The following is a 22,212-nucleotide window of genomic DNA, read 5'->3' as shown; positions in this document are numbered from 1 at the left end:
TTGGTCACCTTCCCCATGGCCTCCTTCCCCAGCAGCACCGGCCGTCACCCCGGCTCCCGCCCCTCCCGTCGTTCGCGTGACGAGCGTGGCGTCGCGTTCCCGTCCCCGCTCGTGATGCTCTCGGTGCTCGCCGTCGCGATGGCGTCGATCACCTTCCTGGCCACCCGCGAGCAGTCGCCGACCGAGCGGCGGGTCGACAACACCGCCACGATCGCCAGCGCCGAGCAGACGCCGGAGGCGACGCCGAGCGCGACGAAGACGCCGAAGCCTCCGCCGGCGATCAAGCGCGGCGAGGTCTACGTCGAGGTCTACAACAACTCCGGGATCAAGGGCCTGGCCGCGACCACGGCCACCCGGGCGACCACCATCGGCTGGTCGGTGGTGGGCGAGGACAACTGGTACGGCGTCGTCCCGACGACCACGGTCTACTTCCCGCCGCGGCTCAAGGCGGCCGGCAAGCAGCTCGCCCTCGACCTCGGCATCGCGCGCACCGCGCCGGCCGTGGGGGAGATGAGGAAGGACCGGCTCACGGTCATCCTCACCACCGACGCGCCCCAGTAGTCCCCCAGCAGCCGGCCGGCGGTCCCAGCCACGCTCGGTTCGCCGTGCGTCCCCGCTGCGTGGTTGGGTGGGGGCATGGAGTTCACCTCCGACGACGCGCGCGCCCACTACGACGCCGTACGAGCCGTCCTCGACGGTGTCGTCGTCGGCCTCGACTTCGACGGCACCCTCTCCCCCGTGGTCGACGACCCGGAGGCGGCCCGGCTGCACCCCGGGGCGCCGGGCGCCCTGCTCGAGCTGGCCGAGGTCGTCCGCGCGGTCGCCGTGATCACCGGCCGCCCGGCCCGCCAGGCGATCTCGATGGGCGACCTGGACGCCCTCGGCAACGCGATGCTCGACCGGGGTGCCGAGCTCTTCGTCTTCGGCCACTACGGCAACGAGCGCTGGTCGGCCACCGACCAGCGGATCCGGTCGCCGCGACCGCCCGCCGGCCTGGCGACCTTCGAGCGCGAGCTGCCGTCGGTGCTGCGCACGGCCGGGGCCGCCGACGCGTTCATCGAGGAGAAGGGGCTCGCCGTCGCCGTGCACACCCGCCGGATGGACGACCCGGCAGGTGCGTTCGAGCGGCTGGTCAAGCCGCTGACGAGCCTCGCCGAGCGCCACCACCTCTCCGTCGAGCCCGGCCGCAACGTCATCGAGGTGCGCTCGGGCGACATGCACAAGGGCCACGCCGTGCGCGCGTTCGTGGCCGAGCAGGAGGCGACCGGCATCGTCTTCGGCGGCGACGACCTCGGGGACATCGAGGCGTTCGAGGCCGTGCGCGCGCTGCGGGCCGACGGCCTGCCGGGGCTCGTGGTCTGCTCCGCCTCGCACGAACAGCCCGACCTCGTGGAGCTCGCCGACGTCGTGGTCGAGGGCCCCGCGGGCGTCGTCGAGCTGCTCAGCGGGCTCGTCGTACGTCGCTGACACCCCGGTGCGACCACATCGTGGACTCGATGTGCGCATCGTGAGACGGCCTGCCTACTCTGGTCCTGCTCATCACGAGGGACTGAGGGAACGGCCCGTCGAAGTCCCGGCAACCACCCATGAGCCTCCTGTCCGGAGACCTTCCGGCAGTCATGGGAGCAGGTGCCAAATCCGGCCCACGCGAAAGCCGCGGGGGACAGATGAGAAGGAGGACTTCATGAGCACCCTGCTGGACGACACCACCACTCCCGGCACTGCCGGCACTCCCGCCCCGGCGAAGAAGGGGCCGCGCGACGGCGCCTTCGGCAATGCCCGGGCGCTGGCCTGCCGCGAGTGCGGCCACGAGGTCGAGCTCGGCCCCTCCTACGCCTGTCCGGAGTGCTTCGGGCCGCTCGAGGTGGCCTACGACTTCCCGGCCGTGACCCGCGAGGAGATCGCCGCCGGCCCCCGCAACATCTGGCGCTACAAGGCGCTGCTGCCGGTCCCGACGGACATCGAGCAGAGCCCCAACACCGAGCCGGGCTTCACCCGGCTGCTGGAGGCGAAGAACCTCGCCCGTGAGCTCGGCATCGACAGGCTCTGGGTCAAGGACGACTCCACCAACCCCACCAACTCCTTCAAGGACCGCGTCGTCGCCTGCGCCCTGAGCGCGGCCCGCGAGCTCGACGCCAAGGTGTTCGCGTGCCCCTCGACGGGCAACCTGGCCAACGCGGTGGCAGCGGCCGGCGCCCGGGCCGGGATCCCGACCGTGGTGTTCATCCCGAGCAACCTCGAGACGCCGAAGAAGGTCAACTCCGCCGTCTTCACCGAGAAGCTCGTCGCCGTCGACGGCAACTACGACGACGTGAACAAGCTCGCCTCCGAGATCGCCGGCGAGGAGGAGGGCTGGGCGTTCGTCAACGTCAACGTGCGCCCCTTCTACGCCGAGGGCTCGAAGACCCTCGGCTACGAGATCGCCGAGCAGCTCGGCTGGCGCCTGCCCGACCAGATCGTCATCCCGGTCGCCTCGGGCTCGCAGCTCACCAAGGTCGACAAGGCCTTCCAGGAGCTGATCAAGCTCGGCCTCGTCGAGGACAAGCCCTACAAGGTCTACGGCGCGCAGGCCGCCGGCTGCTCGCCGGTCTCGGTCGCCTACAAGGCCGGCACCGACGCGATCCGACCGGTGAAGCCCGACACGATCGCCAAGAGCCTGGCCATCGGCAACCCCGCCGACGGCATCTACGTCCTCGACGTCTGTCGTCGCACCGGCGGCGCCGTGGAGGACATCACCGACGACGAGGTGCGCGACGCGATCGTCCTGCTCGCCCGCACCGAGGGCATCTTCACCGAGACCGCCGGCGGCACCACGGTCGGCGTACTGAAGAAGCTCGTCGAGTCCGGTCAGCTCGACACCTCGCTCGAGACCGTCGTGATCAACACCGGCCACGGCCTGAAGACCCTCGACGCGATCTCCGACCGGGTCGGCCCCGTCGCCACCATCGCCCCCACCTACGACGCCTTCGCCGCGTCCGGAATCGTCTGAGGAGCCCAGCACATGAGCGTGTCCGTCCGGATCCCCACCATCCTGCGCACCTACACCGGTGGCGAGTCCGAGGTCAGCGCCGAGGGCGACACCCTGGCCGCGGTCCTCGACGACCTCGACGCGAGCTACGCCGGGATCAGGGCCCGCATCCTCGACGACGCCGGGGCGTTGCGCCGGTTCGTCAACGTCTACGTCGGCAACGACGACGTCCGCTTCCTCGAGGACCTCGCCACGCCGACCCCCGACGGGGTGCAGATCTCGGTGATCCCGGCCGTCGCAGGCGGCTGAGCGGAACCGTCCGGTGACCCCGGCACGTCGGAGGGACATGACCTCCATGAAGCGCCTGTCCCTCGTCGTCCTGCTCGCCGCCGTCGTCGGCGCCGGTGCTGCGCCGGCGTACGCCGTCACGGACCCGCAGCCGGTGCAGCCGTTCGTGCCCGGGATGAACGACGACCCAGCCCTCGACCGCGCGTGGCAGCGGTGGCAGTCCAAGGACATCGACGACTACGTCATCACCGTCCGGCTCAGCTGCTTCTGCCAGGTCTCCGAGCCCGTGCGCACCGTGGTGCGCGACGACGCGATCGTGCGGGTCACCCAGGGCGAGCGACGCGTCGCCCCCCGTCGCGGCTGGTCGGTGGACGAGGTGTTCACGATGATCCGCGAGTCCCAGGGGACCGCCGACGCGGTGGACGTCGACTACACGCGCCGCGGCGTCCCGACCACGATCACCGTGGACCGGATCGCGAACGCCACGGACGACGAGCTCTACTACACGGTCTCGCTCAGCCGCCTGTGAGGGCGCCGGTCACGGTGCACGTACGTCGACGACGGCGGCGTTGCCCCGACCGTCGACCTTGACCTCCGCGACGGCGCCGTCGCGGAGCAGCCGTTCGACCTGCTTCGCCTCGTCCTGCGGCAGGAACCAGCTCTCGATCCCGCACTGGACCTGCCACGTGCGGTCGTCGCACGCGAGGTACGGCCCGTCGTCCGGGCGCTCGCGGCTCCACTCGCCGGCCCGCCACACGTCGCCGTGCTGCTCGAGGGTGACGTAAAGGTCGCCCTGGCGACCGTCGTCGAGGACCGGGGCGTCGTCCTCGCGCAGACCGGGGTAGTCGAGCGCGACGTAGGCGCCGCGGAAGGGGTCGATCGGGTCGACCGGTGCCACCCGCAGGAGGTAGGTGTCGCCGCTCGCGCGGGCGGAGAGCTGGGGTGCGACGGCGAGGCCGACCAGGGCCAGCTGGCTGGCGGCGATCACGCCGGTGGTGAGGACGCGGTTCATCGGACGTCTCCTTCGGTGGTGTCGGTGCTGTCGGGGCTGTCGGTGGTGGTGTCGAGTGCCTGCACGAGCTCGCGGCGTGCCCGGTCGACGAGGAAGCCGGTCCCGAGGAACACGGTGCCGAGGACGACGAACAGCCAGGCCCCGGTGACGATCGGGGCGAAGACGGCGAAGCTCTGGAAGGTCGTGAAGACCACGAGCCCGACCATCGCCATCCACGACAGCGACGGGTGCTCGCGCACCGTGCCGAGGGCGACCAGCGCCACCGCCAGGGCGACGTAGGCGCCGATGGAGACCGCCGCGTGCAGCCAGTCGGCCGCGTCGACGTCGGAGGTGTCCGCGCCGGTGCTCCAGAGCGCGAGGAGGGTGGCAGCGCCCAGCACGACGATCGCGCCGAGCGGCTCGAGCGCCCGCTGGCCGGGGTGGACGACCAGCGCGGCTGCGGCGGACAGCCCGGCCATCGCCAGCACGACGACGAGCCAGGTGGACCACTCGACGCCACCTCCACCGATGTCGGGGACGGCCGCGACGAACAGCGCCAGCAGCGCCATGCCCCCGGCGAGCGTGCGCCAGGTCCGGGCGAAGGTGTCGAGGCGTCTGTCGTGCAGGACCGCCAGCCCGGCCGCGAGGACGGCGGCCGCGCCGAGGAGCACGACGACGGTGAGACCGCTCTGCGCGTCCCACATGGGCTGCGCGAACCACCAGCCGAGGCCGGTCACGATGCCGACCACGAAGGGCAGGTAGGCGCGAGCGAGGTAGCCGTGGAGGAGGGCGCCGGCAGCCCACACGCCGACGAGGCGCGGCTCGAACGCCGGCACCTGGAGCGACTGCGCGGCCTGGAAGACCACCGCACCGGTGCCGAGAGCGGCGAGGAGCCGGATCCCGCCGACGAGCGCGGGGGAGGCGTTGCGGGCGGCGAGCGCCTCGCCGCCGACGAGGAAGACCAGCCAGAGGCCGGTGACCACGCCGAAGCGGGCGACGGGGGCGAGCTGGTCGAGGTTCGCGGCGACGAGCCAGATGAGGCCGATGCCGACGAAGCCGCCGCCGAGGAGGAGCAGGACGCGGCCGATGCTGGACCGCGTGTGGTGGTCGGAGCGGTAGCGGGTGCGGATCACGTCCGCCTGCTCCGGGCTGATGAGTCCCTGCGAGGCCCAGTCGGAGACCTCGGTGCGCAGCCAGGCGAGCTGGCGCGGTGGGACCGGACGGATGGGGAGCGTCGATGTGTCGGTCATGTCCCCACCCTGTGCGCGCGACCGGTCGGGCGCATGAGTACGACGACCCAACTCGGGGCCGGCAGTTGGGTCCCCCGCCACCCGGGGGTGCCGGGCCGTTCACGTCCGTGTGGTTCAAGGGAGGCGTGTCCAGCAATCACCTGACCCGGGCCGGCGTGGCGCTGGCCGTCGTGAGCGGCCTCGCCGGTGGGACGGCGTACGGCGCGCGGGAGCTGTTGCAGCGCCAGGCGGCCCAGGCCCGTCGCGCGATCGGCAAGCCCCTCGGTGAGGTGGCGCCGTCGGCCGACCGGCACTACAAGAAGAAGTACGGCGAGCCGGTGGACCTCCTGGTGCTCGGCGACTCGATCGCTGCCGGGCTGGGCGCGGAGAAGCCCAAGCACACCCTCGGCGGACGGCTGGCCAACGGCATCGCCAAGCACGCCGGGCGTTCGGTGCGGCTGCGGACGGCCGCGGTCGTCGGCTCGGAGAGCAGCATGCTCGCCGAGCAGCTGGCCTCGTTGCCGTCGTCGTACCGTCCCGACGTCGCCGTCATCGTCGTCGGTGGCAACGACGTCACGCACCGGGTCCCGGTGTCGGAGTCCGTGCGCCACCTCGCCGAGGCGATCGACGAGCTCCGCGCCCGCGGGGCCCAGGTCGTCGTCGGCACCTGTCCGGACCTCGGTGCGTTGCGCCCGGTCCCGCAACCCCTGCGGGCACTGGGATCCCGGGCCTCTCGGCAGCTCGCCGCGGCCCAGCGGACCGCGGCCCTCCGGCACGGTGCACGCGTGGTCTCGCTGTCCCACGTGGTCGGTCCGTTCTTCTACACCTTCCCCGAGGAGATGTTCAGCCTCGACCGCTTCCACCCCAGCGCACACGGCTACAAGCGCACCGCGAAGGCGATGCTGCCGTCGGTGCTGGCCGCGCTGGGCGTCGTGCAGGCCGTACCGTTCGGGCACCACGCACCCGGGGTGGGCGGGTCAGGCTAGGGTCTGCGGGTGCGCACCACTGCTCGACGAGCCGGCCGGGCCGTCAAGAAGGCTGCCCAGAAGGCAGGCCGCATGCAGCCTCCCGCCGTTCCCCCGCCCGCCGAGCCCGCCGCCGTCGACCCGAAGGTCGAGCGCCGCCGCAGGCTCCTGGCCAGCAACCTCACCGAGCTCGCGATCGAGTTCCGCACCGACAAGTGGGGCGTGCACAAGTACACCCCCCACTACGAGCGGCACCTCCAGCACCTCCGCACGGAGTCGTTCACGCTGCTCGAGCTCGGCATCGGTGGCTACCAGAAGCGGCGCAAGAGCGGCGCCTCGATGAAGATGTGGCGCTGGTTCTTCCCCAAGGCGCGCATCGTGGGGCTCGACATCGAGGACAAGTCGTGGCTGACGCGCGGCCACATCCACACCTACCTCGGTGACCAGACCGACCCCGGGATCCTCCAGCAGATCATCGAGGAGCAGGGCGCGCCGCTGGTCGTGATCGACGACGGCAGCCACATCCCCGCCCACGTGCGCGAGTCGTTCCGGATCCTCTTCCCGCTGCTGCCCGACGGCGCGATCTACTGCATCGAGGACATCCAGACCTCCTACTGGCCCGCCTGGGGCGGCCAGCTCGACCCGCGCGCCCCCGGCACCTCGATGGACCTCGTGAAGGACCTCGTCGACGGCCTCAACCACGAGGAGTTCCTCGTGGAGGGCTACGAGGCGACCTACACCGACCAGTGGGTCCGGGCGGTGCACTGCTACCACAACCTCGTGATCATCGAGAAGGGCGACAACCGCGAGGGCACCAATCGCGACCACTCCGCCCACCACTTCCACGGCACCTCGGAGGTCCCCGATCCCGAGGTGGGCGAGTGAGCGTCCTCCTCGCCACGAGTGCCGGCTACCCGGACGGCGAGCCCGGCGCCCCGGTCCTCGACGCGGCCCTGCGCGAGCGCGGGATCGACTTCGCCTGGGCCCGGTGGGACGACCCGTCCGTCGACTGGGCCGCCGCCGACCTCGTCGCCCTCCGTTCGCCGTGGGACTACTTCACCCGGCAGGACGAGTTCCTGGCCTGGACCGCCTCCCTCGACCAGTCGCGCCTGCTCAACGGCGCCGACGTCTTCGCGTGGAACCACGACAAGCGCTACCTCGCCGACCTCGGTGACCTGCCGGTCGTCCCGACGCTGCTCGCCGACGACCGCGCAGGGCTCGCCGACGCCGTACGCCATTTCGGTTCCGCCGAGGGCGGGCGCGGCTCGGCGGTCGTCAAGCCACGCATCAGCGCGGGGGGTGCCGGCCTGCTCGTGGTCACCGACCCCGACGACCCCCGACTCGGTACGCCGATCCGCAGCACCCCGGACTACCCCGAGGTCGGTGGACCCTGGGTCGTGCAGCCGCTCGTCGAGTCGATCCGCACGGTCGGCGAGGTGTCGGTCTACGTGCTCGGGGGTGAGGTCACCGCGCGCTTCGACAAGCTGCCGGGTGCGGGCGACGTACGCGTCCACGAGGAGTTCGGCGGCCGGGTGCGCGAGGTCGAGCCCGGCGACGTCGGCGATCTCGCCCTGCAGGCCGCCGACGCCATGGCCGAGCGCTTCGGCCGACCGCTGGACTACCTGCGCGTCGACCTGCTGCAGTGGGAGGGTGCGTGGGTGGTGAGCGAGCTCGAGCTCATCGAGCCCGGCCTCTACCTCGAGGTCTCGCCCGCCAACGCGGCTCCCTTCGCCGATCTGCTGGCATCCCGCCTGCGCGCGTAGTCATTTCGGGCCATGCGTCTAGTGCGTCGTGACCATTTGCGCTGACGTCACGGCAAAATTACCCAGATCGGGAGAGGGCCCGTCTCGCCAGCCGATACTTTTGCGGCTGATCTGGCTGCACTGGGGGGTGCAGCGGGACGGGCTTCCCGGCACGGGTCGGGGGTCTACGAGGCGGCCGTATCGGGCGGCGCCACCTGCAGAGGGGGATCCAGTGCTCAAGTGGCGTCGTCGTCGTGGAGACGACCGCGGTGCGGCAGCGGTCGAGTTCGCACTCGTCGTTCCCCTCCTCCTCACCTTCCTGCTCGGCACGGTCGAGCTCGGGCTCTACATGAAGGACTACGTGTCCATGAGCAGCAGCGTGCGCGCCGGCGCGCGCGCTGCGTCCGCGTCGGCGGACGCCGGTCCCGGCACCTGCGAGGCGAGCGCGAACCCGCCGCCGTGCACCCCGGTCAACGCCCCGGCCCTGGCCCAGGCGGCGGCCGACACCATGCAGACCGCCGGGACGGCCATGAAGTCCGAGGACATCCAGTGGGTGATGATCTACTCGGCCAACACGGCGGGGTTCCCCGGCTCGGGCACCAGCATCCCGGACAACTGCACGGCCAAGTGCGTGAAGTACGTGTGGGACGCCGGCCTGAAGAAGTTCCGCTACTCCAGCGGTTCGTGGACCTCCGCCACGGTCAACGCCTGCCTCAACGACGACAACCGTGAGTCCGTCGGGGTGGCCCTGCGCGCCAACCACAACTGGATGACCGGACTGGTCAGCGGGCTGATGGGCGGCAACAAGGTGATGACCGAGCGCACGGTGATGCAGTTCGAGCCGCTCACCCAGGACAGCTGCAAGCCCGGAACCCCCAATGCGCACAGCTGATCGGACTTCTGCGATGCCGTTCTCCAGCAGGCTGAGGCGCCGGCGCGACGATGCCGGTGCGATCGCCATCATCGTCGCGATGTTCTTCGCCTTCATCGCGGTGCCGCTGAGCGCCCTCAGCATCGACGTCGCGCGTCTGTACGTCGAGCTGGAGCGCGTGCAGGCCGCCGCGGACGCGGCGGCCACGGCGGGCGTCACGTACATGCCCGACGACTTCACGAGCGCCAAGGCACGCGCCCTGGACATCGCAGCCGACAACGGCTTCCCGAACTCGGGCTCGACCTCGGTCGTCGTGACCGCCGGCGAGAAGCCGACGCAGCTCAAGGTCACGGTTTCGTCGACGGTGAAGAACTCGTTCGCCAAGAACTTCGGCGTCGGCCAGTCGACGATGTCCCGGTCGGCGGTGGCCGACTTCAACGGCCCGGCTCCCATGGGCAGCCCCTGCAACGCCTTCGCCAACGTCCCCAACGGCACGACCGTCACCACGGGTGCGGGCGTGGTGCCGGCCGGCTACGGACCCGTCGCCTCCGGCATCTTGGTCCCCGCGCCTGCCACCTGCCCGACCGAGCCCGACTTCTGGGGCGCGATCTCCGGACCGGACGTCTACAAGGACGAGGGCTCCGAGTTCGAGGCTCGCTGGTGCAAGGGCGGCGAGGTCGGCTGCACCGGCGGCAAGAACGACGAGTTCGACAGCCGCGGCTACATCTACCTGGTGCGCATCGGGGCGTCCGCCGTGGGCCGTCCCATCGACCTGCAGCTCTACGACCCGCAGTTCACCGGCACCGGCCTGCGCTGCGCCGACGGCCCGTCCGGCACGGCGATCTCGGGGGCGAACTACAACGACTACACCCCGACCGACTCCGCGGACCGCTACGGCAAGACCACCAACTCGTTCTGCGCCGGCGACGACGGCAGCAACACGTCGTCGTACAACGGCAACACCGAGTACGGCACGATCACGTCCTTCGGCCTGCGAGCCCCGGTCGACACCCTCGACCCCTACACCGCGCCGCCGATCACCTCCTGCGTGAAGCAGTACCCGGGCTGGCTCCCGAGCTCCTACACGCGCAACACGTTGCGCAAGGACTCGGGCAGCTACAACGACAAGCTGGCACGGGTCTTCCACCAGTGGACCTCGCTGTGCACCTTCACCCCGTCGAAGGCCGGCGACTACTACCTCCAGGTGCGCAGCAACGTCGCGCTCGGCGGCACCGAGACGAACGGCGTCTACTCGGGCAACATGAACGTCTTCAACCAGGCCGGGGACAACACAGCCGTGCGCGGCACCGGCAAGAACCACTTCGCCGTCCGGGCGATCTCGACCGCGCCGGCCGGTGGCGTCTCCGTCGCCGCCTTCGAGCGGATGCGCATCTACGCCAACGCGACCGGCGCCGAGACCGAGTTCAACCTGCTGCGCGTGCCGCCGGCGGCGGCGACCAAGACCCTGCTCATCACCTTCTTCGACGTCGGTGAGGGTGCGGGCAGCGGCGGGACGGTGAAGATCGTGAAGCCGACCGACAGCAACCTGCCGACCAACATCGTCGGCTGCGTTGGTGCGGGAGTGAAGGACGGCAACCTCTCCAACTGCGAGGTCACCGGCATCACGTCCGCCAACTACAACGGGCAGCTCCAGACGATCCGGGTGCCGATCCCGAGCACGTACACGTGCACGGTCGCGAGCACCGGCGGGTGCTGGTTCCGGGTCTCGGTGAAGTTCGGCTCCGGCAACGCCGTCAACGACTCTACGACCTGGACCGCCAAGATCGTCGGCGAGCCCGTCCGCCTCATCGAGTAGTCCCGACTTCCACCGCGTGGACGCCGCTCCGGACCCCCGGGGCGGCGTTTGCACTCTCCGGTGTCGAGTGCTAAACATGACGCTGGCACTCTCGTCATGAGAGTGACAGCGACCCCAGGTGACGCTGAGGTCCGCAGAAGCCGACGTGAATGGATCGCCGGCGGAGCGGATCGTCCGTCGCGGGCAGCCCAGCTGGTGGCCGCACACACAGACTCACGTCGATAGGAATCGCACGCGATATGGCCAAGCTGATTGCTTTCAACGAGGAGGCCCGCCGCGGCCTCGAGCGGGGTATGAACACCCTCGCCGACGCGGTCAAGGTCACCCTCGGCCCCAAGGGCCGCAACGTCGTCCTGGAGAAGAAGTGGGGCGCCCCCACGATCACCAACGACGGTGTCTCGATCGCCAAGGAGATCGAGCTGGAGGACCCCTACGAGAAGATCGGCGCCGAGCTGGTCAAGGAGGTCGCCAAGAAGACCGACGACGTCGCCGGTGACGGCACGACGACGGCCACCGTTCTGGCCCAGGCCATGGTCCGCGAGGGCCTGCGCAACGTGGCTGCCGGCGCCAACCCGATGGGTCTCAAGCGCGGCATCGAGGCCGCCGTCGCCGCCGTGTCCGAGCAGCTGCTCGCCATGGCCAAGGACGTCGAGACGAAGGAGCAGATCGCCTCCACCGCCTCGATCTCCGCCGCTGACACCACCGTCGGCGAGATCATCGCCGAGGCGATGGACAAGGTCGGCAAGGAAGGCGTCATCACGGTCGAGGAGTCGAACACCTTCGGGCTCGACCTCGAGCTCACCGAGGGCATGCGGTTCGACAAGGGCTACATCTCGGCCTACTTCGCCACCGACCTCGAGCGCATGGAGGCCGTGCTGGAGGACCCCTACATCCTCATCGCCAACTCCAAGGTGTCGACGGTCAAGGACCTGCTCCCGCTGCTGGAGAAGGTCATGCAGTCCGGCAAGCCGCTGCTGATCATCGCCGAGGACGTCGACGGCGAGGCGCTGTCGACCCTGGTCGTCAACAAGATCAAGGGCACCTTCCGCTCCGTCGCCGTCAAGGCGCCGGGCTTCGGTGACCGTCGCAAGGCCATGCTCCAGGACATCGCCATCCTCACCGGTGGCCAGGTCATCTCCGAGGAGGTCGGCCTCAAGCTGGAGTCCGCCGGTCTCGAGCTGCTCGGCCAGGCCCGCAAGGTCGTCATCACCAAGGACGAGACCACCATCGTCGAGGGTGCCGGCGACAACGGCCAGATCGAGGGCCGGGTCAACCAGATCCGCGCCGAGATCGAGAAGTCGGACTCCGACTACGACCGCGAGAAGCTCCAGGAGCGCCTCGCCAAGCTCGCCGGCGGCGTGGCCGTCATCAAGGTCGGCGCGGCCACCGAGGTCGAGCTCAAGGAGCGCAAGCACCGCATCGAGGACGCTGTCCGCAACGCCAAGGCTGCGGTCGAGGAGGGCATCGTCGCCGGCGGCGGCGTCGCGCTCGTCCAGGCTGCTGCCACCGCGTTCGACAAGCTCGACCTGTCGGGCGACGAGGCCACCGGCGCGAACATCGTCCGCGTCGCCACCTCGGCCCCGCTGAAGCAGATCGCCATCAACGCCGGCCTCGAGGGCGGCGTCGTGGCGGAGAAGGTCGCGAACCTGGAGCCGGGCCACGGCCTGAACGCCGCGACCGGTGACTACGTCGACATGATCGCCACCGGCATCATCGACCCGGCCAAGGTCACCCGCTCGGCCCTGCAGAACGCTGCGTCGATCGCCGCGCTGTTCCTCACCACCGAGGCCGTCGTGGCCGACAAGCCCGAGAAGGCCGCTGCCATGCCCGGCGGCGACATGGGCGGCATGGGCGGCATGGACTTCTGATCCGTCCTCCCACCAGCACCACCAGCGAGGCTCCCGCTCCGGCGGGGGCCTCGCTGCCATTTCACGCCGAGATGTTCGGTACGACGCGGATGTAACCAATTCGCGTACCGAGACGCCCGTCACGTCCTAGGCTCCACACGCTGCGCTGCCATCGGGGTGGGCGCACCGTCCTGTGGGAGTCACCTACCTTGCGTTCACTCATGCCTGCGCGCCTCAGCGGCCGCACCGTTCCCGCCCTGCTCGTCGCAGGCGCCCTCGTGGTCTCGGCCGGTGTCGGCGGCGCGACCGCCGGCGCCCTCATCACCGGCCGGGACATCAAGGACAAGTCCGTCACCGCGGCCGACATCCAGGACCGCACGCTCGGCACCAAGCAGCTGAGCGAGGAGGCCGTGAACAGCCTCAAGACCGTCTGGAACTCCGGCGTCGGCGCGCCGTCGGCCGAGGACGGCACGACGAACAACTGGTACCTCGACACCGCCACCGGCGACACCTACAAGAACACCCGCAAGGGCTGGGAGTTCCGGGTCAACATCATGGGCGCCACCGGTGCCCCCGGCGCCGTCGGCCCGCAGGGTGTCGCCGGCGCCAAGGGCGAGACCGGCGAGACCGGCGCCACCGGAGCCACGGGCGCGACCGGCGCCAAGGGCGACAAGGGCGACAAGGGCCTGACCGGCGACAAGGGCGACAAGGGCACCACGGGCGACACCGGTGCCACGGGTGCCACGGGCGCCACGGGCGCCACGGGCGCCACGGGCGCGGCCGGCAGCAGATGGCTCCAGGGCACCGCCGCCCCGACCGCCGGCGACGGGGTCGTCGGTGACTGGTACCTCAACACGACCACCTGGGACGCCTCCGAGAAGACTGCCTCCGGCTGGTCCGTGCGGGTGAACCTCCGCGGCCCGATCGGTCCCAAGGGCGACACGGGTGCCACGGGCGCGGCCGGTGCCGCCGGCGCCACCGGTGCCACCGGTGCCACCGGTCCCGTGGGACAGGCCGGCACGAACGGCACCAATGGCAGCAACGGCGCCACCGGTCCCCAGGGGCCTGCCGGGCCGATCGGTGCCACGGGCCCCCAGGGTCCGGCGGGACCGACCGGGGCCACCGGTCAGCAGGGCCCGGCCGGTGCGTCGGGTGCCGGCGGGGCAGTCCTCAAGGACGTGAACGGCGTCGTCCTGGGCACGATCCTGTCCGCCGGCTCGCCCTCGGCCGGCAGTGGTGTGGCCCAGTACAGCCGGGGCGTGCTGATCAAGACCTCGACCGGGTACATCATCAACGTCGGCTGGGACGGCTCCGCCTCCAAGGGCCAGCTCTACTACTCCGGCAGCTGCACGGGCGACGCGTACTGGAACGCGGGCAACTCCACGCCCCAGACGATGTACGGCAAGAGCGCGGTCTACTCCCACTCGCTCAACCAGTGGATGGTCGTCGCGACGGTCGTCAACGGCTTCGCCACCTCGGCCGCCATGCCGGCCGTCGGCGGGTTCGACAACTCCGGCCAGAGCGGGTGGAGCTGCAGCGCCCCGACCCAGACGCCCACGCAGTCGGCGTGGAAGATGCGTGCGTCGACGACCGCCGAGCTGGGCCTGCCCACGATGTCGGGCAACCAGTTCGCCGTTCCCCTGACGATCGGCTGACACCGGCAGCAGGCTGACCTACCAGCAGGGCCCCCGCTCCGGCGGGGGCCTTGCTGGCGTCCCGGCACCGACGTCCCCCATTTTGGGTACGGCGGGGTCCTCGGAGTCCTAGGCTTCTCACGCTGCGCCGCCATCCGGGTGGCCGCACCTGACTCTGGGGGTCATCCATCGTGCGTTTCTCCATGCCCTCGCGCCCCAACGGCCGCGCCGCCTCCGCCCTGCTCGTCGCAGGTGCCCTCGTGGTCTCCGCCGGTGTCGGCGGCGCGACCGCCGGTGCGCTCATCACGGGCCGGGACATCAAGGACAAGTCCATCACCGGCGCGGACATCAAGAACCGCGCCCTCGACACGCACCACCTGAGCTCCGAGGCCGTGGACACCCTCCGCACCAGCTGGAACTCGGGCACGGGCGCCCCGAAGGCCTCCGACGGGGCGACGAACAGCTGGTACCTCGACACCGCCACGGGCGACGCGTACAAGAACACGCCGCGCGGCTGGGAGTTCCGGGTCAACATCATGGGCGCCACCGGTGCCCCCGGCGCGGTCGGTCCGCAGGGCGTGCAGGGTGCCAAGGGCGACACCGGCGCGAAGGGCGACAAGGGCGACACCGGTGCGACCGGCGCCCAGGGTGCGACCGGTGCCCAGGGCGCGACGGGCGCCCAGGGCGCGACCGGTCCCCAGGGTGCGACGGGCGCCCAGGGTGCGACCGGAACCACCGGCGCGGCCGGCAGCAAGTGGCTCCAGGGCACGGCAGCACCCGCCGCCGGCCTCGGCACCGTGGGCGACTGGTACCTCAACACCGCGACGTACGACGCCTACGAGAAGACGGCCAGCGGCTGGACCCCGGTGGTCAACCTCCGCGGTCCCGTCGGCCCGAAGGGCGACACCGGAGCCACCGGAGCCGCGGGGGCCCAGGGCCCGCAGGGCACCGCCGGCACCACCGGTGGCACCGGCGCGACCGGCGCGACCGGACCGCAGGGTCCCCAGGGGGCTACGGGCGCCACCGGACCCCAGGGTCCGCAGGGTCCTCAGGGCCAGCAGGGGCCGCAGGGCACTGCCGGTGCGAACGGTGCCACGGGCGCGCCGGGCGGCCTGACGTTGAAGGACGGGGCGGGCAACACGCTGGGCAGGGTCACCTCGATCGACTCCTACGGTGTCGGTTTCATGAGCTCCACCGGTTACCTCCTCTACGCGGGCTGGGACGGCGAGACCTACCCCGCACAGATCTACTACACGACGGCGTGCGGCAACACGGCCAGCGGGCAGGCCTACCTCAACGACGGCGGCGAGGGCGGGCTGGCCCACATGGCCAAGGCCGTCTCGTTCAGCAACAGCCGCAACGCCTGGATGGTGCCCAGCTCGGTCGCCAACGGTTACGCGACCTCCGGTCCCTTCACGTCGCAGAGCCTCGACAACCCGGACTGCGGGACCAACGCCGGCCCGCGCAGCGGTTGGCTGCTCAGGACGGCGACGACCAGCGAGCTCGGACTGCCGGCAAGCGGGTCGCAGGTCAACAAGTTCGCGGTGCCGCTCACGACCGTCTCCAACTGACCACCAGCTCCACCAGCTCCACCAGCAGGGCCCCCGCTCCGGCGGGGGCCCTGCGCCCATTTCGGGCACGCGGTAGAAACGTCGCATGCGCCTTCCCGTGCCCGGCCCCCGCGACGTCCTCTCGGCCTTCGAGCGGGGCACCGACCAGATCGAGGCCCTGGTCGGGGCGGTGCCCAGGGTGCTGGCGCTGCTCGACGACGCCGAGCGCCTCATGGTGCGCGCCTCGGCGGCGATCGACCGGGTCCGGGAGGTCACCGAGTCCGCGCACGTGGTGGTCGTGCGCACCAGCGGCGTGGTGGACGACGCCGACGCGCAGGTGGCACGCATCACGGGCCTGCTCGACACCTTCGAGCCCTCCCTGACCCGGCTGCAGCCCACGCTCCAGACCCTGGCCGACACCACGTCCCCCGAGGAGGTCGCCGCCCTGGTGGGCCTCGTCGACCATCTGCCCGCCCTGACCGAGCAGGTCGAGCGCGACCTGCTCCCCGTGCTGACGACCCTCGGCACCGTGGCGCCCGACCTGCACGACCTGCTCAACGTCTCGCGCGAGCTCAACGAGATCCTCGGCAAGGTCCCCGGGATCGGGCGGCTCAAGCGCAAGGTCGAGGAGGAGGACGAGGAGATCGAGGCCGCCGCTCCCTGACCTCGTCGGGAGGGAACGCCACGACGTCGTCCTGCGTCCAAGGGCATGTGGCACGGTGAGGACACCGGCCCGATCCACCAGGAGGAATCGTGAACACCAGCCGTACCCCCAGCCGAGCACGTCAGCTGCTCGCCGTCCCCGTCCTCCTCGTCGCGCTCACCGGCCTCGCCGCCTGCGGCTCCGACGACGCGTCCGGCACTGCGCAGGAGTCGGGCGACACGACCGCCAGCCCGACCACCCCGGCCCCGTCCGACGACCCGACCGCCGGGGGCACCCTCGCCTTGGTCGCCGACGGCTCCGTGGCCGGCAAGTGCGCCGTCCCGTCGGCCGAGATGCTCGCGGGCTTCGACACCGCCTTCGAGGGCACGGTGACCAGCGTCGACGACGGCGCGGCGACCCTCCAGGTCGACCAGTGGTACGCCGGCGACGAGGCCTCGACGGTGACGGTCGAGGCGCCGAGCAAGGACCTGCAGGACCTCCTGATGGCCGTCGACTTCGAGCAGGGCAAGACCTACCTCGTCAGCGCCACGGGTGACCGGGTCACGCTGTGCGGCTTCACTGCGGAGAAGTCCCCGGAGCTCGAGGCGCTCTACTCCGAGGCCTTCGCCCTGTGACCTCGGTCGTCGGACTGCTCCTCGCGGCAGGCGCGGGGAAGCGGTTCGGCGGCCCGAAGGCGCTCGCCCGTGACGAGGACGGGACGTCCTGGCTACTCCGCGCGGTCCAGGCGCTGCGCCCGTGCGCGGAGGTCGTCGTCGTGCTGGGCGCGGAGGCGGAGCGCGCCGCCGCGCTGCTCCCGATGTCGGTGGCGCGCATCCGGGCCGACGACTGGGCCGAGGGGATGGGGGCCTCGTTGCGCGCGGGCCTCCTGGCCCTCGAGCCGACCGAGCACGACGCCGTCGTCGTGACCCTGGTCGACCTGCCCGACGTCGACGCCGCCGTGGTGGCGCGCCTGGCGGGTCGGGTGTCCGGCCCGGGCGACCTCCTGCGAGCGTCGTACGACGGCGTGCCGGGGCACCCGGTCGTGCTGGGCCGTGACCACTGGGCCGGGGTCGTCGAGGTCGCGACCGGGGACCGCGGTGCCCGCGACTACCTCGCGACCCGCGACGTGGCCCTCGTCGAGTGCGGCGACCTCGCCACTGGTGCCGACGTCGACACCCGCTGAACCTCGCCCCCCAGGTTGGGCGTCGCACGCCAACGTGCGACCAACGTGGTGGGTCGTAGCCTGAGTGCATGGAGTCAGCTGCGGACGTCGCCGCCCGCCTCGGCACGACGGGCTACCTCGTCGACGGCGAGCTGGCCACCGTCGTGTTCCTGGCCGCACGGATGCAGCGGCCGCTGCTGCTCGAGGGCGAGCCCGGCACGGGCAAGACGGCCCTCGCCGAGGCCCTCGCCCAGTCCCTCGGCCTCCCGCTCGTGCGGCTGCAGTGCTACGAGGGGATCGACGCCAGCCAGGCGCTCTACGACTGGGACTTCCCGCGCCAGATCCTTCACCTCCGCGCGCTCGAGGCGGCCGGAGCGGTCGACTCCGACGAGGCCGAGAAGAGCCTGTACGACGAGCGCTTCCTGCTCGCGCGCCCCGTCCTCGCCGCGCTCCGTCAGGCACCCGCCGTGCTGCTGGTCGACGAGGTCGACCGCGCCGACGACGAGTTCGAGGCGTTCCTGCTCGAGGTGCTCTCGACGTGGCAGGTCACGATCCCCGAGTTCGGCACGGTGACGGCGCCCGAGCCGCCGCTGGTGGTGCTCACCTCCAACCGCACGCGCGAGCTCCACGACGCGCTCAAGCGGCGCTGCCTCTACCACTGGATCGACCACCCCGGCCTCGAGCGCGAGGTCGAGATCGTCCGCTCGCGGGCCCCCGAGGTCAGCGAGGCCCTGGCCCGTCAGGTGGTCGGGGTCGTCCAGCAGCTGCGCACCCGCGACGACCTGCTGAAGCCGCCCGGCGTGGCCGAGACGCTCGACTGGGCCCGGGCGCTGACCTACCTCGGCACCGCCGACCTCGACCTCGCCTCCGCCGCGGCCACCCTGGGCGCCCTCCTGAAGTACCGCGAGGACGCCGACCGGGTGAAGGCCGCGCTCGACCGGATGCTCTCGCGATGACCGACCGCGGTGCCGACGAGGTGCTGCTCGGCTTCGCGCGCGCCCTGCGCGCCGCCGGCGTACCCGTCACCCAGGACCGGTCGCACGGGTTCCTCGCCGCCGTCGCGACGGTCGGGGCCGGCGACCGCCAGGCGACCTATTGGGCCGGCCGCGCCACCCTGTGCGGCTCGCCCGACGACCTCGAGCGCTACGACCAGGTCTTCGCCTCGTGGTTCGACCCCCACGACGGCCTGCCCCGCGCCCGGCCCCGCGAGCACAGCCGGCCGCAGACCGCGCACCTGCTGCCGGACACCGAGGTCGCCGGCGGTCCGGGCGACGGCGAGGAGGACGTCGTCCAGGCGATGGCCTCGACGTCGGAGGTGCTGCGCCACCGCGACGTGGCGACGCTGGACGCGGCCGAGAAGCGACGCCTGGCCGGCATGTTCGCCCGGCTGTCGCTGCACCCGCCCGCACGTCGTACCGCCCGTCACCGCAAGTGGCACCGCGGCCAGGTCGACGCCGCGCGCACGCTGCGCCGCTCGCTGCGGCACCTCGGCGAGCCCGCCGAGATCGCGTGGCGGCGACGCGGCACCCGGCCGCGCCGGGTGGTGCTCCTGGTCGACGTGAGCGGATCGATGAGCGCGTACGCCGACGCGTTGCTGCGGCTGGCCCACCGCCTCACCCAGTCGGCGCGGGCCGGCGGCGGCGCGGTCGAGACCTTCACCGTCGGCACCCGGCTGACCCACGTCACCCGCGCCCTGCGCTCGCCCGACGCCGACCGTGCCATCGTCGCGGCCGGTGAGGTGGTGCCCGACTGGTCGGGCGGCACCCGGCTGGGCGAGACCCTGCGGGTGTTCCTCGACCGCTGGGGCCAGCGCGGCCTCGCGCGCGGTGCCGTGGTCGTGGTCTTCAGCGACGGGTGGGAGCGCGGCGACGCCGAGCTGCTCGGCGAGCAGATGGCCCGGCTCCAGCGGGTCGCCCACCGCGTCATCTGGGTCAACCCGCACCGCGGGAAGGCAGGCTACGAGCCGCTCCAGGGCGGGGTGGTGGCGGCGCTGCCGCACTGCGACGACTTCCTGGCCGGGCACTCGCTGGCGACCTTCGCGGACCTCACCGAGGTGATCGCCGGTGCGTGAGGTGCTGCCCGAGCTGCTGGCGTGGTGGGAGGCCGGAGAGACGATCGGCGTCGGCACGGTCGTGGCGACCTTCCGGTCGGCGCCGCGGCCGCCCGGCGCCTCGATGCTCGTGGGTCCCGACGCCTCTGCCGTCGGCTCGGTGTCCGGCGGGTGCGTGGAGGGCGCGGTCTACGACCTCGCGCAGGAGGTGGTCGCCTCGGGTGAGCCGGTGCTCGAGCGCTACGGCGTCTCCGACGACGACGCCTTCGCGGTCGGCCTCACCTGCGGCGGGATCCTCGACGTCTTCGTCGAGCGCGTCTCGCGGGAGACCTTCCCCGAGCTGGGGGACGTCGCCGCCGACATCGAGGCAGGCCGTCCGGTCGCGCTCGCCACCGTGATCGAGCACCCTGACCCGTCGTGGGTCGGGCGCCGGATGGTCGTCCGGCCCGACGGTGACCCGGTCGGTGGGATCGGGTCGCCCCGCGCCGACGCCGCGGTGCGCGACGACGCCCTCGGCCTGCTCGCAGCCGGCACCAACGCGACGCTGACCTACGGGCCCGACGGGGAGCGACGTGGCGAGGGCATGCGGGTCTTCGTGTGGGGCTTCGCGCCCAAGCCGAGGATGATGGTCTTCGGCGCGATCGACTTCGCGGCGGCCGTGGCCCGCGTCGGCTCCTTCCTCGGCTACCACGTCACCGTGTGCGACGCCCGGCCCGTCTTCGCCACGACCTCGCGCTTCCCCGGTGCCGACGAGGTCGTCGTCGACTGGCCGCACCGCTACCTGGCCGCCGAGGTCGAGGCCGGACGGGTGGACCGGCGCACGGTGCTCGCGGTGCTCACCCACGACCCGAAGTTCGACGTGCCCCTCCTGGAGGTCGCGCTCCGGCTCGACGACGACGTACGCCCCGGCTACATGGGCGCCATGGGCTCGCGTCGCACGCACGACGAGCGGATGGCGCGACTGGTCGAGGCCGGGCTCACCGACGACGAGCTCGGCCTGCTCTCGTCGCCGATCGGGCTCGACCTCGGTGCCCGCACCCCGGAGGAGACGGCCGTGTCGATCGCGGCGGAGATCGTCGCCCACCGCTGGGGAGGCTCGGGGGAGCGCCTCGTGACCACGCGGGGCCGGATCCACCACGACGACTGAGGACCGAACCGGTTGCGTGCGGCACTGTTACCAGCGTCACAGCCGGGTTAGGTTGGCCGCGACCACGGGGGAGCCGCCATGGATGACCTGCAGGACCGACGCGTGCGCGCCATGCGCGCGTGGGCGCAGTTCGTCTCCGACGGAGGCGACGAGGCCGACGCCGTCCGGCCCGAGATCCTCAGCAGCTGGCAGCTCTCAGGCGTCGTCTCGCCCGACGTGACCCACGCGCCCCTCGCCGACGAGGGCGACACGGCCGACTTCTGGAACGCCTCGCCGCTGCAGACCGCCGTCGAGCGGGTCCAGGACGAGCTGCGTCGCACCGCCGAGGACGGCGACCTGGTCATCGCCGTCACCGACGAGCAGACCCGGATCCTGTGGACCTACGGCGGCCGGGTGATGCGGCGCAAGGCCGAGACGGTCAACTTCGTGCCGGGCGGACGGTGGGACGAGCTCAGTGTCGGCACCAACGCCCTCGCCATCGCCGGGCGCACCGCCGCACCGTCGATGGTCTTCAGCGCCGAGCACTACGCCGAGGTCGTGCACAACTGGGTCTGCTGGGCCGCACCGGTCTTCGACCCGGTCACCGGCCGGTCGCTCGGGGTCATCGACCTGTCGACGACCTGGGACCGGACGCACCCGATCGGCCTGGCGACGGCTCGGGTGATGGCGCGGCTCATCGAGGGCGCGCTGCCCACCGACCGGCGTACGCCGCTCACCGGGGACGTCGGTCCCGACGAGCCCGGGCTGTTCCTGACCCTCCTCGGCACCGCGGAGGTGTGGTTCGACGGGCAGCGGCTGCTGCTCAACCGGCGCCAGACCGAGATCCTCGCGCTGCTCGCGCTCCACCCGGAGGGCTTGTCGGTCGAGCACCTGCACGCCCTCCTCTACGGCGACGCCGCGGTCACCACCTCGACGCTCAAGGCCGAGGTGTCGCACCTCCGCACGGCCCTGTCGGGCCAGCTCTCGTCGCGTCCCTACCGGCTGACGATGCCGGTCACCACCGACGTCGAGGAGGTGCAGCGCCTGCTGCGCCGCGGTGACGTACGTCGAGCAGTGCGCGCCTACGGCGGTGACCTGCTGCCCGGCACCGACTCGCCCGCGCTGGTCCAGATGGCCGACTTCCTCGCCGTGAGCGTGCGCGAGGCGTTGCTGGCCCGCCCCGACCCCGACGCGGTGCTGCGCTACAGCGAGCTGGCGCCCTACGACACCGCGGTCGTCGAGGCGTGCCTGGCCGCGATCCCGGTGCACCACCCCGTGGCGCCGCTGCTGAAGGGCAAGCTCGCCAGCGCGCGTTGACCGATCCCGCAGA

The 22,212-nt window shown here is 71.9% G+C and carries 22 protein-coding genes and 1 riboswitch; of the genes, 20 read left to right on the top strand and 2 right to left on the bottom strand.

Translation table 11 applies throughout. From position 1 onward, the window contains the following. Positions 1-15 precede the first annotated feature (15 nt). The 5 genes from EUA93_RS02970 to EUA93_RS02950 all read left to right on the top strand — a co-directional run bounded on the left by EUA93_RS02970 (position 16) and on the right by EUA93_RS02950 (position 3,785). Positions 16-561, top strand: a complete 546-nt coding sequence (locus EUA93_RS02970) for a LytR C-terminal domain-containing protein (protein ID WP_129398599.1) — start codon at positions 16-18, stop codon at positions 559-561. A gap of 75 nt (positions 562-636) precedes the next feature. Continuing rightward, a complete protein-coding gene (otsB, locus tag EUA93_RS02965) occupies positions 637-1,467 on the top strand; it encodes a trehalose-phosphatase (RefSeq protein WP_129398597.1) in 831 nt (276 codons plus the stop codon). 66 nt (positions 1,468-1,533) lie between these two features. Continuing rightward, a riboswitch (SAM riboswitch) is annotated at positions 1,534-1,674 on the top strand. 10 nt (positions 1,675-1,684) lie between these two features. Further along, a complete protein-coding gene (gene thrC, locus EUA93_RS02960) occupies positions 1,685-2,989 on the top strand; it encodes a threonine synthase (protein ID WP_129398596.1) in 1,305 nt (434 codons plus the stop codon). A gap of 12 nt (positions 2,990-3,001) precedes the next feature. After that, positions 3,002-3,277, top strand: a complete 276-nt coding sequence (locus EUA93_RS02955) for a MoaD/ThiS family protein (RefSeq protein WP_129398594.1) — start codon at positions 3,002-3,004, stop codon at positions 3,275-3,277. Positions 3,278-3,314: 37 nt separating this feature from the next. Beyond that, a complete protein-coding gene (locus EUA93_RS02950) occupies positions 3,315-3,785 on the top strand; it encodes a DUF6174 domain-containing protein (RefSeq protein ID WP_129398592.1) in 471 nt (156 codons plus the stop codon). A 9-nt stretch (positions 3,786-3,794) separates the two neighbouring features. Here the strand turns inward: EUA93_RS02950 and EUA93_RS02945 are convergent, their stop codons facing one another. Together EUA93_RS02945 and EUA93_RS02940 are read right to left on the bottom strand one after the other, a co-directional pair. Next, positions 3,795-4,268, bottom strand: coding sequence for a GDYXXLXY domain-containing protein (locus EUA93_RS02945; protein ID WP_129398590.1), 474 nt, complete (start codon positions 4,266-4,268; stop codon positions 3,795-3,797). Beyond that, complete coding sequence (locus EUA93_RS02940) at positions 4,265-5,497, bottom strand: DUF2157 domain-containing protein (RefSeq protein WP_129398588.1); 1,233 nt, start codon at positions 5,495-5,497, stop codon at positions 4,265-4,267. Before EUA93_RS02940 ends, EUA93_RS02945 begins: the two co-directional genes overlap by 4 nt. A gap of 125 nt (positions 5,498-5,622) precedes the next feature. On the opposite strand from EUA93_RS02940, the gene EUA93_RS02935 reads away from it, so the two are divergent. The 15 genes from EUA93_RS02935 to EUA93_RS02865 all read left to right on the top strand — a co-directional run bounded on the left by EUA93_RS02935 (position 5,623) and on the right by EUA93_RS02865 (position 22,199). After that, entirely contained in the window at positions 5,623-6,462 is an 840-nt protein-coding gene (locus tag EUA93_RS02935; RefSeq protein WP_242497215.1) for an SGNH/GDSL hydrolase family protein, read from the top strand. A 9-nt stretch (positions 6,463-6,471) separates the two neighbouring features. Continuing rightward, positions 6,472-7,326: a class I SAM-dependent methyltransferase gene (locus EUA93_RS02930; protein WP_129398585.1), complete on the top strand. Its 855-nt coding sequence runs from the start codon at positions 6,472-6,474 to the stop codon at positions 7,324-7,326. Next, positions 7,323-8,204, top strand: coding sequence for an ATP-grasp domain-containing protein (locus EUA93_RS02925; RefSeq protein ID WP_129398583.1), 882 nt, complete (start codon positions 7,323-7,325; stop codon positions 8,202-8,204). Before EUA93_RS02930 ends, EUA93_RS02925 begins: the two co-directional genes overlap by 4 nt. A 211-nt stretch (positions 8,205-8,415) precedes the next feature. Continuing rightward, positions 8,416-9,075 carry a TadE family protein gene (locus tag EUA93_RS02920; RefSeq protein ID WP_129398581.1) on the top strand — a complete coding sequence of 220 codons (660 nt, stop codon included), beginning with the start codon at positions 8,416-8,418 and terminating at the stop codon, positions 9,073-9,075. 13 nt (positions 9,076-9,088) lie between these two features. Beyond that, positions 9,089-10,870 carry a pilus assembly protein TadG-related protein gene (locus EUA93_RS02915; protein ID WP_165355036.1) on the top strand — a complete coding sequence of 594 codons (1,782 nt, stop codon included), beginning with the start codon at positions 9,089-9,091 and terminating at the stop codon, positions 10,868-10,870. Positions 10,871-11,109: 239 nt separating this feature from the next. After that, positions 11,110-12,738, top strand: a complete 1,629-nt coding sequence (groL, locus tag EUA93_RS02910) for a chaperonin GroEL (protein WP_129398577.1) — start codon at positions 11,110-11,112, stop codon at positions 12,736-12,738. A 200-nt stretch (positions 12,739-12,938) separates the two neighbouring features. Further along, positions 12,939-14,372 (top strand): collagen-like domain-containing protein, encoded by a 1,434-nt coding sequence (locus tag EUA93_RS22135; RefSeq protein ID WP_129398575.1) that lies wholly within the window; start codon positions 12,939-12,941, stop codon positions 14,370-14,372. Between the two features lie 182 nt (positions 14,373-14,554). Next, complete coding sequence (locus EUA93_RS02900) at positions 14,555-15,922, top strand: collagen-like protein (RefSeq protein WP_207208590.1); 1,368 nt, start codon at positions 14,555-14,557, stop codon at positions 15,920-15,922. 85 nt (positions 15,923-16,007) lie between these two features. Continuing rightward, positions 16,008-16,565 carry a hypothetical protein gene (locus EUA93_RS02895; protein ID WP_129398573.1) on the top strand — a complete coding sequence of 186 codons (558 nt, stop codon included), beginning with the start codon at positions 16,008-16,010 and terminating at the stop codon, positions 16,563-16,565. Between the two features lie 89 nt (positions 16,566-16,654). Beyond that, positions 16,655-17,179, top strand: a complete 525-nt coding sequence (locus EUA93_RS02890; RefSeq protein WP_129398571.1) for a hypothetical protein — start codon at positions 16,655-16,657, stop codon at positions 17,177-17,179. Then, positions 17,176-17,727, top strand: coding sequence for a nucleotidyltransferase family protein (locus EUA93_RS02885; protein WP_129398569.1), 552 nt, complete (start codon positions 17,176-17,178; stop codon positions 17,725-17,727). Before EUA93_RS02890 ends, EUA93_RS02885 begins: the two co-directional genes overlap by 4 nt. A 68-nt stretch (positions 17,728-17,795) precedes the next feature. Beyond that, positions 17,796-18,662, top strand: coding sequence for an AAA family ATPase (locus EUA93_RS02880; protein ID WP_129398567.1), 867 nt, complete (start codon positions 17,796-17,798; stop codon positions 18,660-18,662). Continuing rightward, a complete protein-coding gene (locus tag EUA93_RS02875) occupies positions 18,659-19,777 on the top strand; it encodes a vWA domain-containing protein (protein WP_129398565.1) in 1,119 nt (372 codons plus the stop codon). The genes EUA93_RS02880 and EUA93_RS02875 overlap by 4 nt, the downstream gene beginning before the upstream one ends. Beyond that, on the top strand, positions 19,770-20,903 hold the full coding sequence (locus tag EUA93_RS02870; protein ID WP_129398563.1) for an XdhC family protein: 1,134 nt from the start codon (positions 19,770-19,772) through the stop codon (positions 20,901-20,903). The genes EUA93_RS02875 and EUA93_RS02870 overlap by 8 nt, the downstream gene beginning before the upstream one ends. 78 nt (positions 20,904-20,981) lie before the next feature. Then, the gene (locus EUA93_RS02865) at positions 20,982-22,199 is read left to right on the top strand and encodes a helix-turn-helix domain-containing protein (RefSeq protein ID WP_129398561.1); all 1,218 of its coding nucleotides are present in this window, start codon (positions 20,982-20,984) and stop codon (positions 22,197-22,199) included. Positions 22,200-22,212 lie beyond the last annotated feature (13 nt).

Origin of the sequence: Nocardioides oleivorans, assembly GCF_004137255.1 — a bacterium.
GTDB classification, from domain to species: domain Bacteria; phylum Actinomycetota; class Actinomycetes; order Propionibacteriales; family Nocardioidaceae; genus Nocardioides; species Nocardioides oleivorans.
This window is presented reverse-complemented; position numbering and strand designations above follow the sequence as displayed.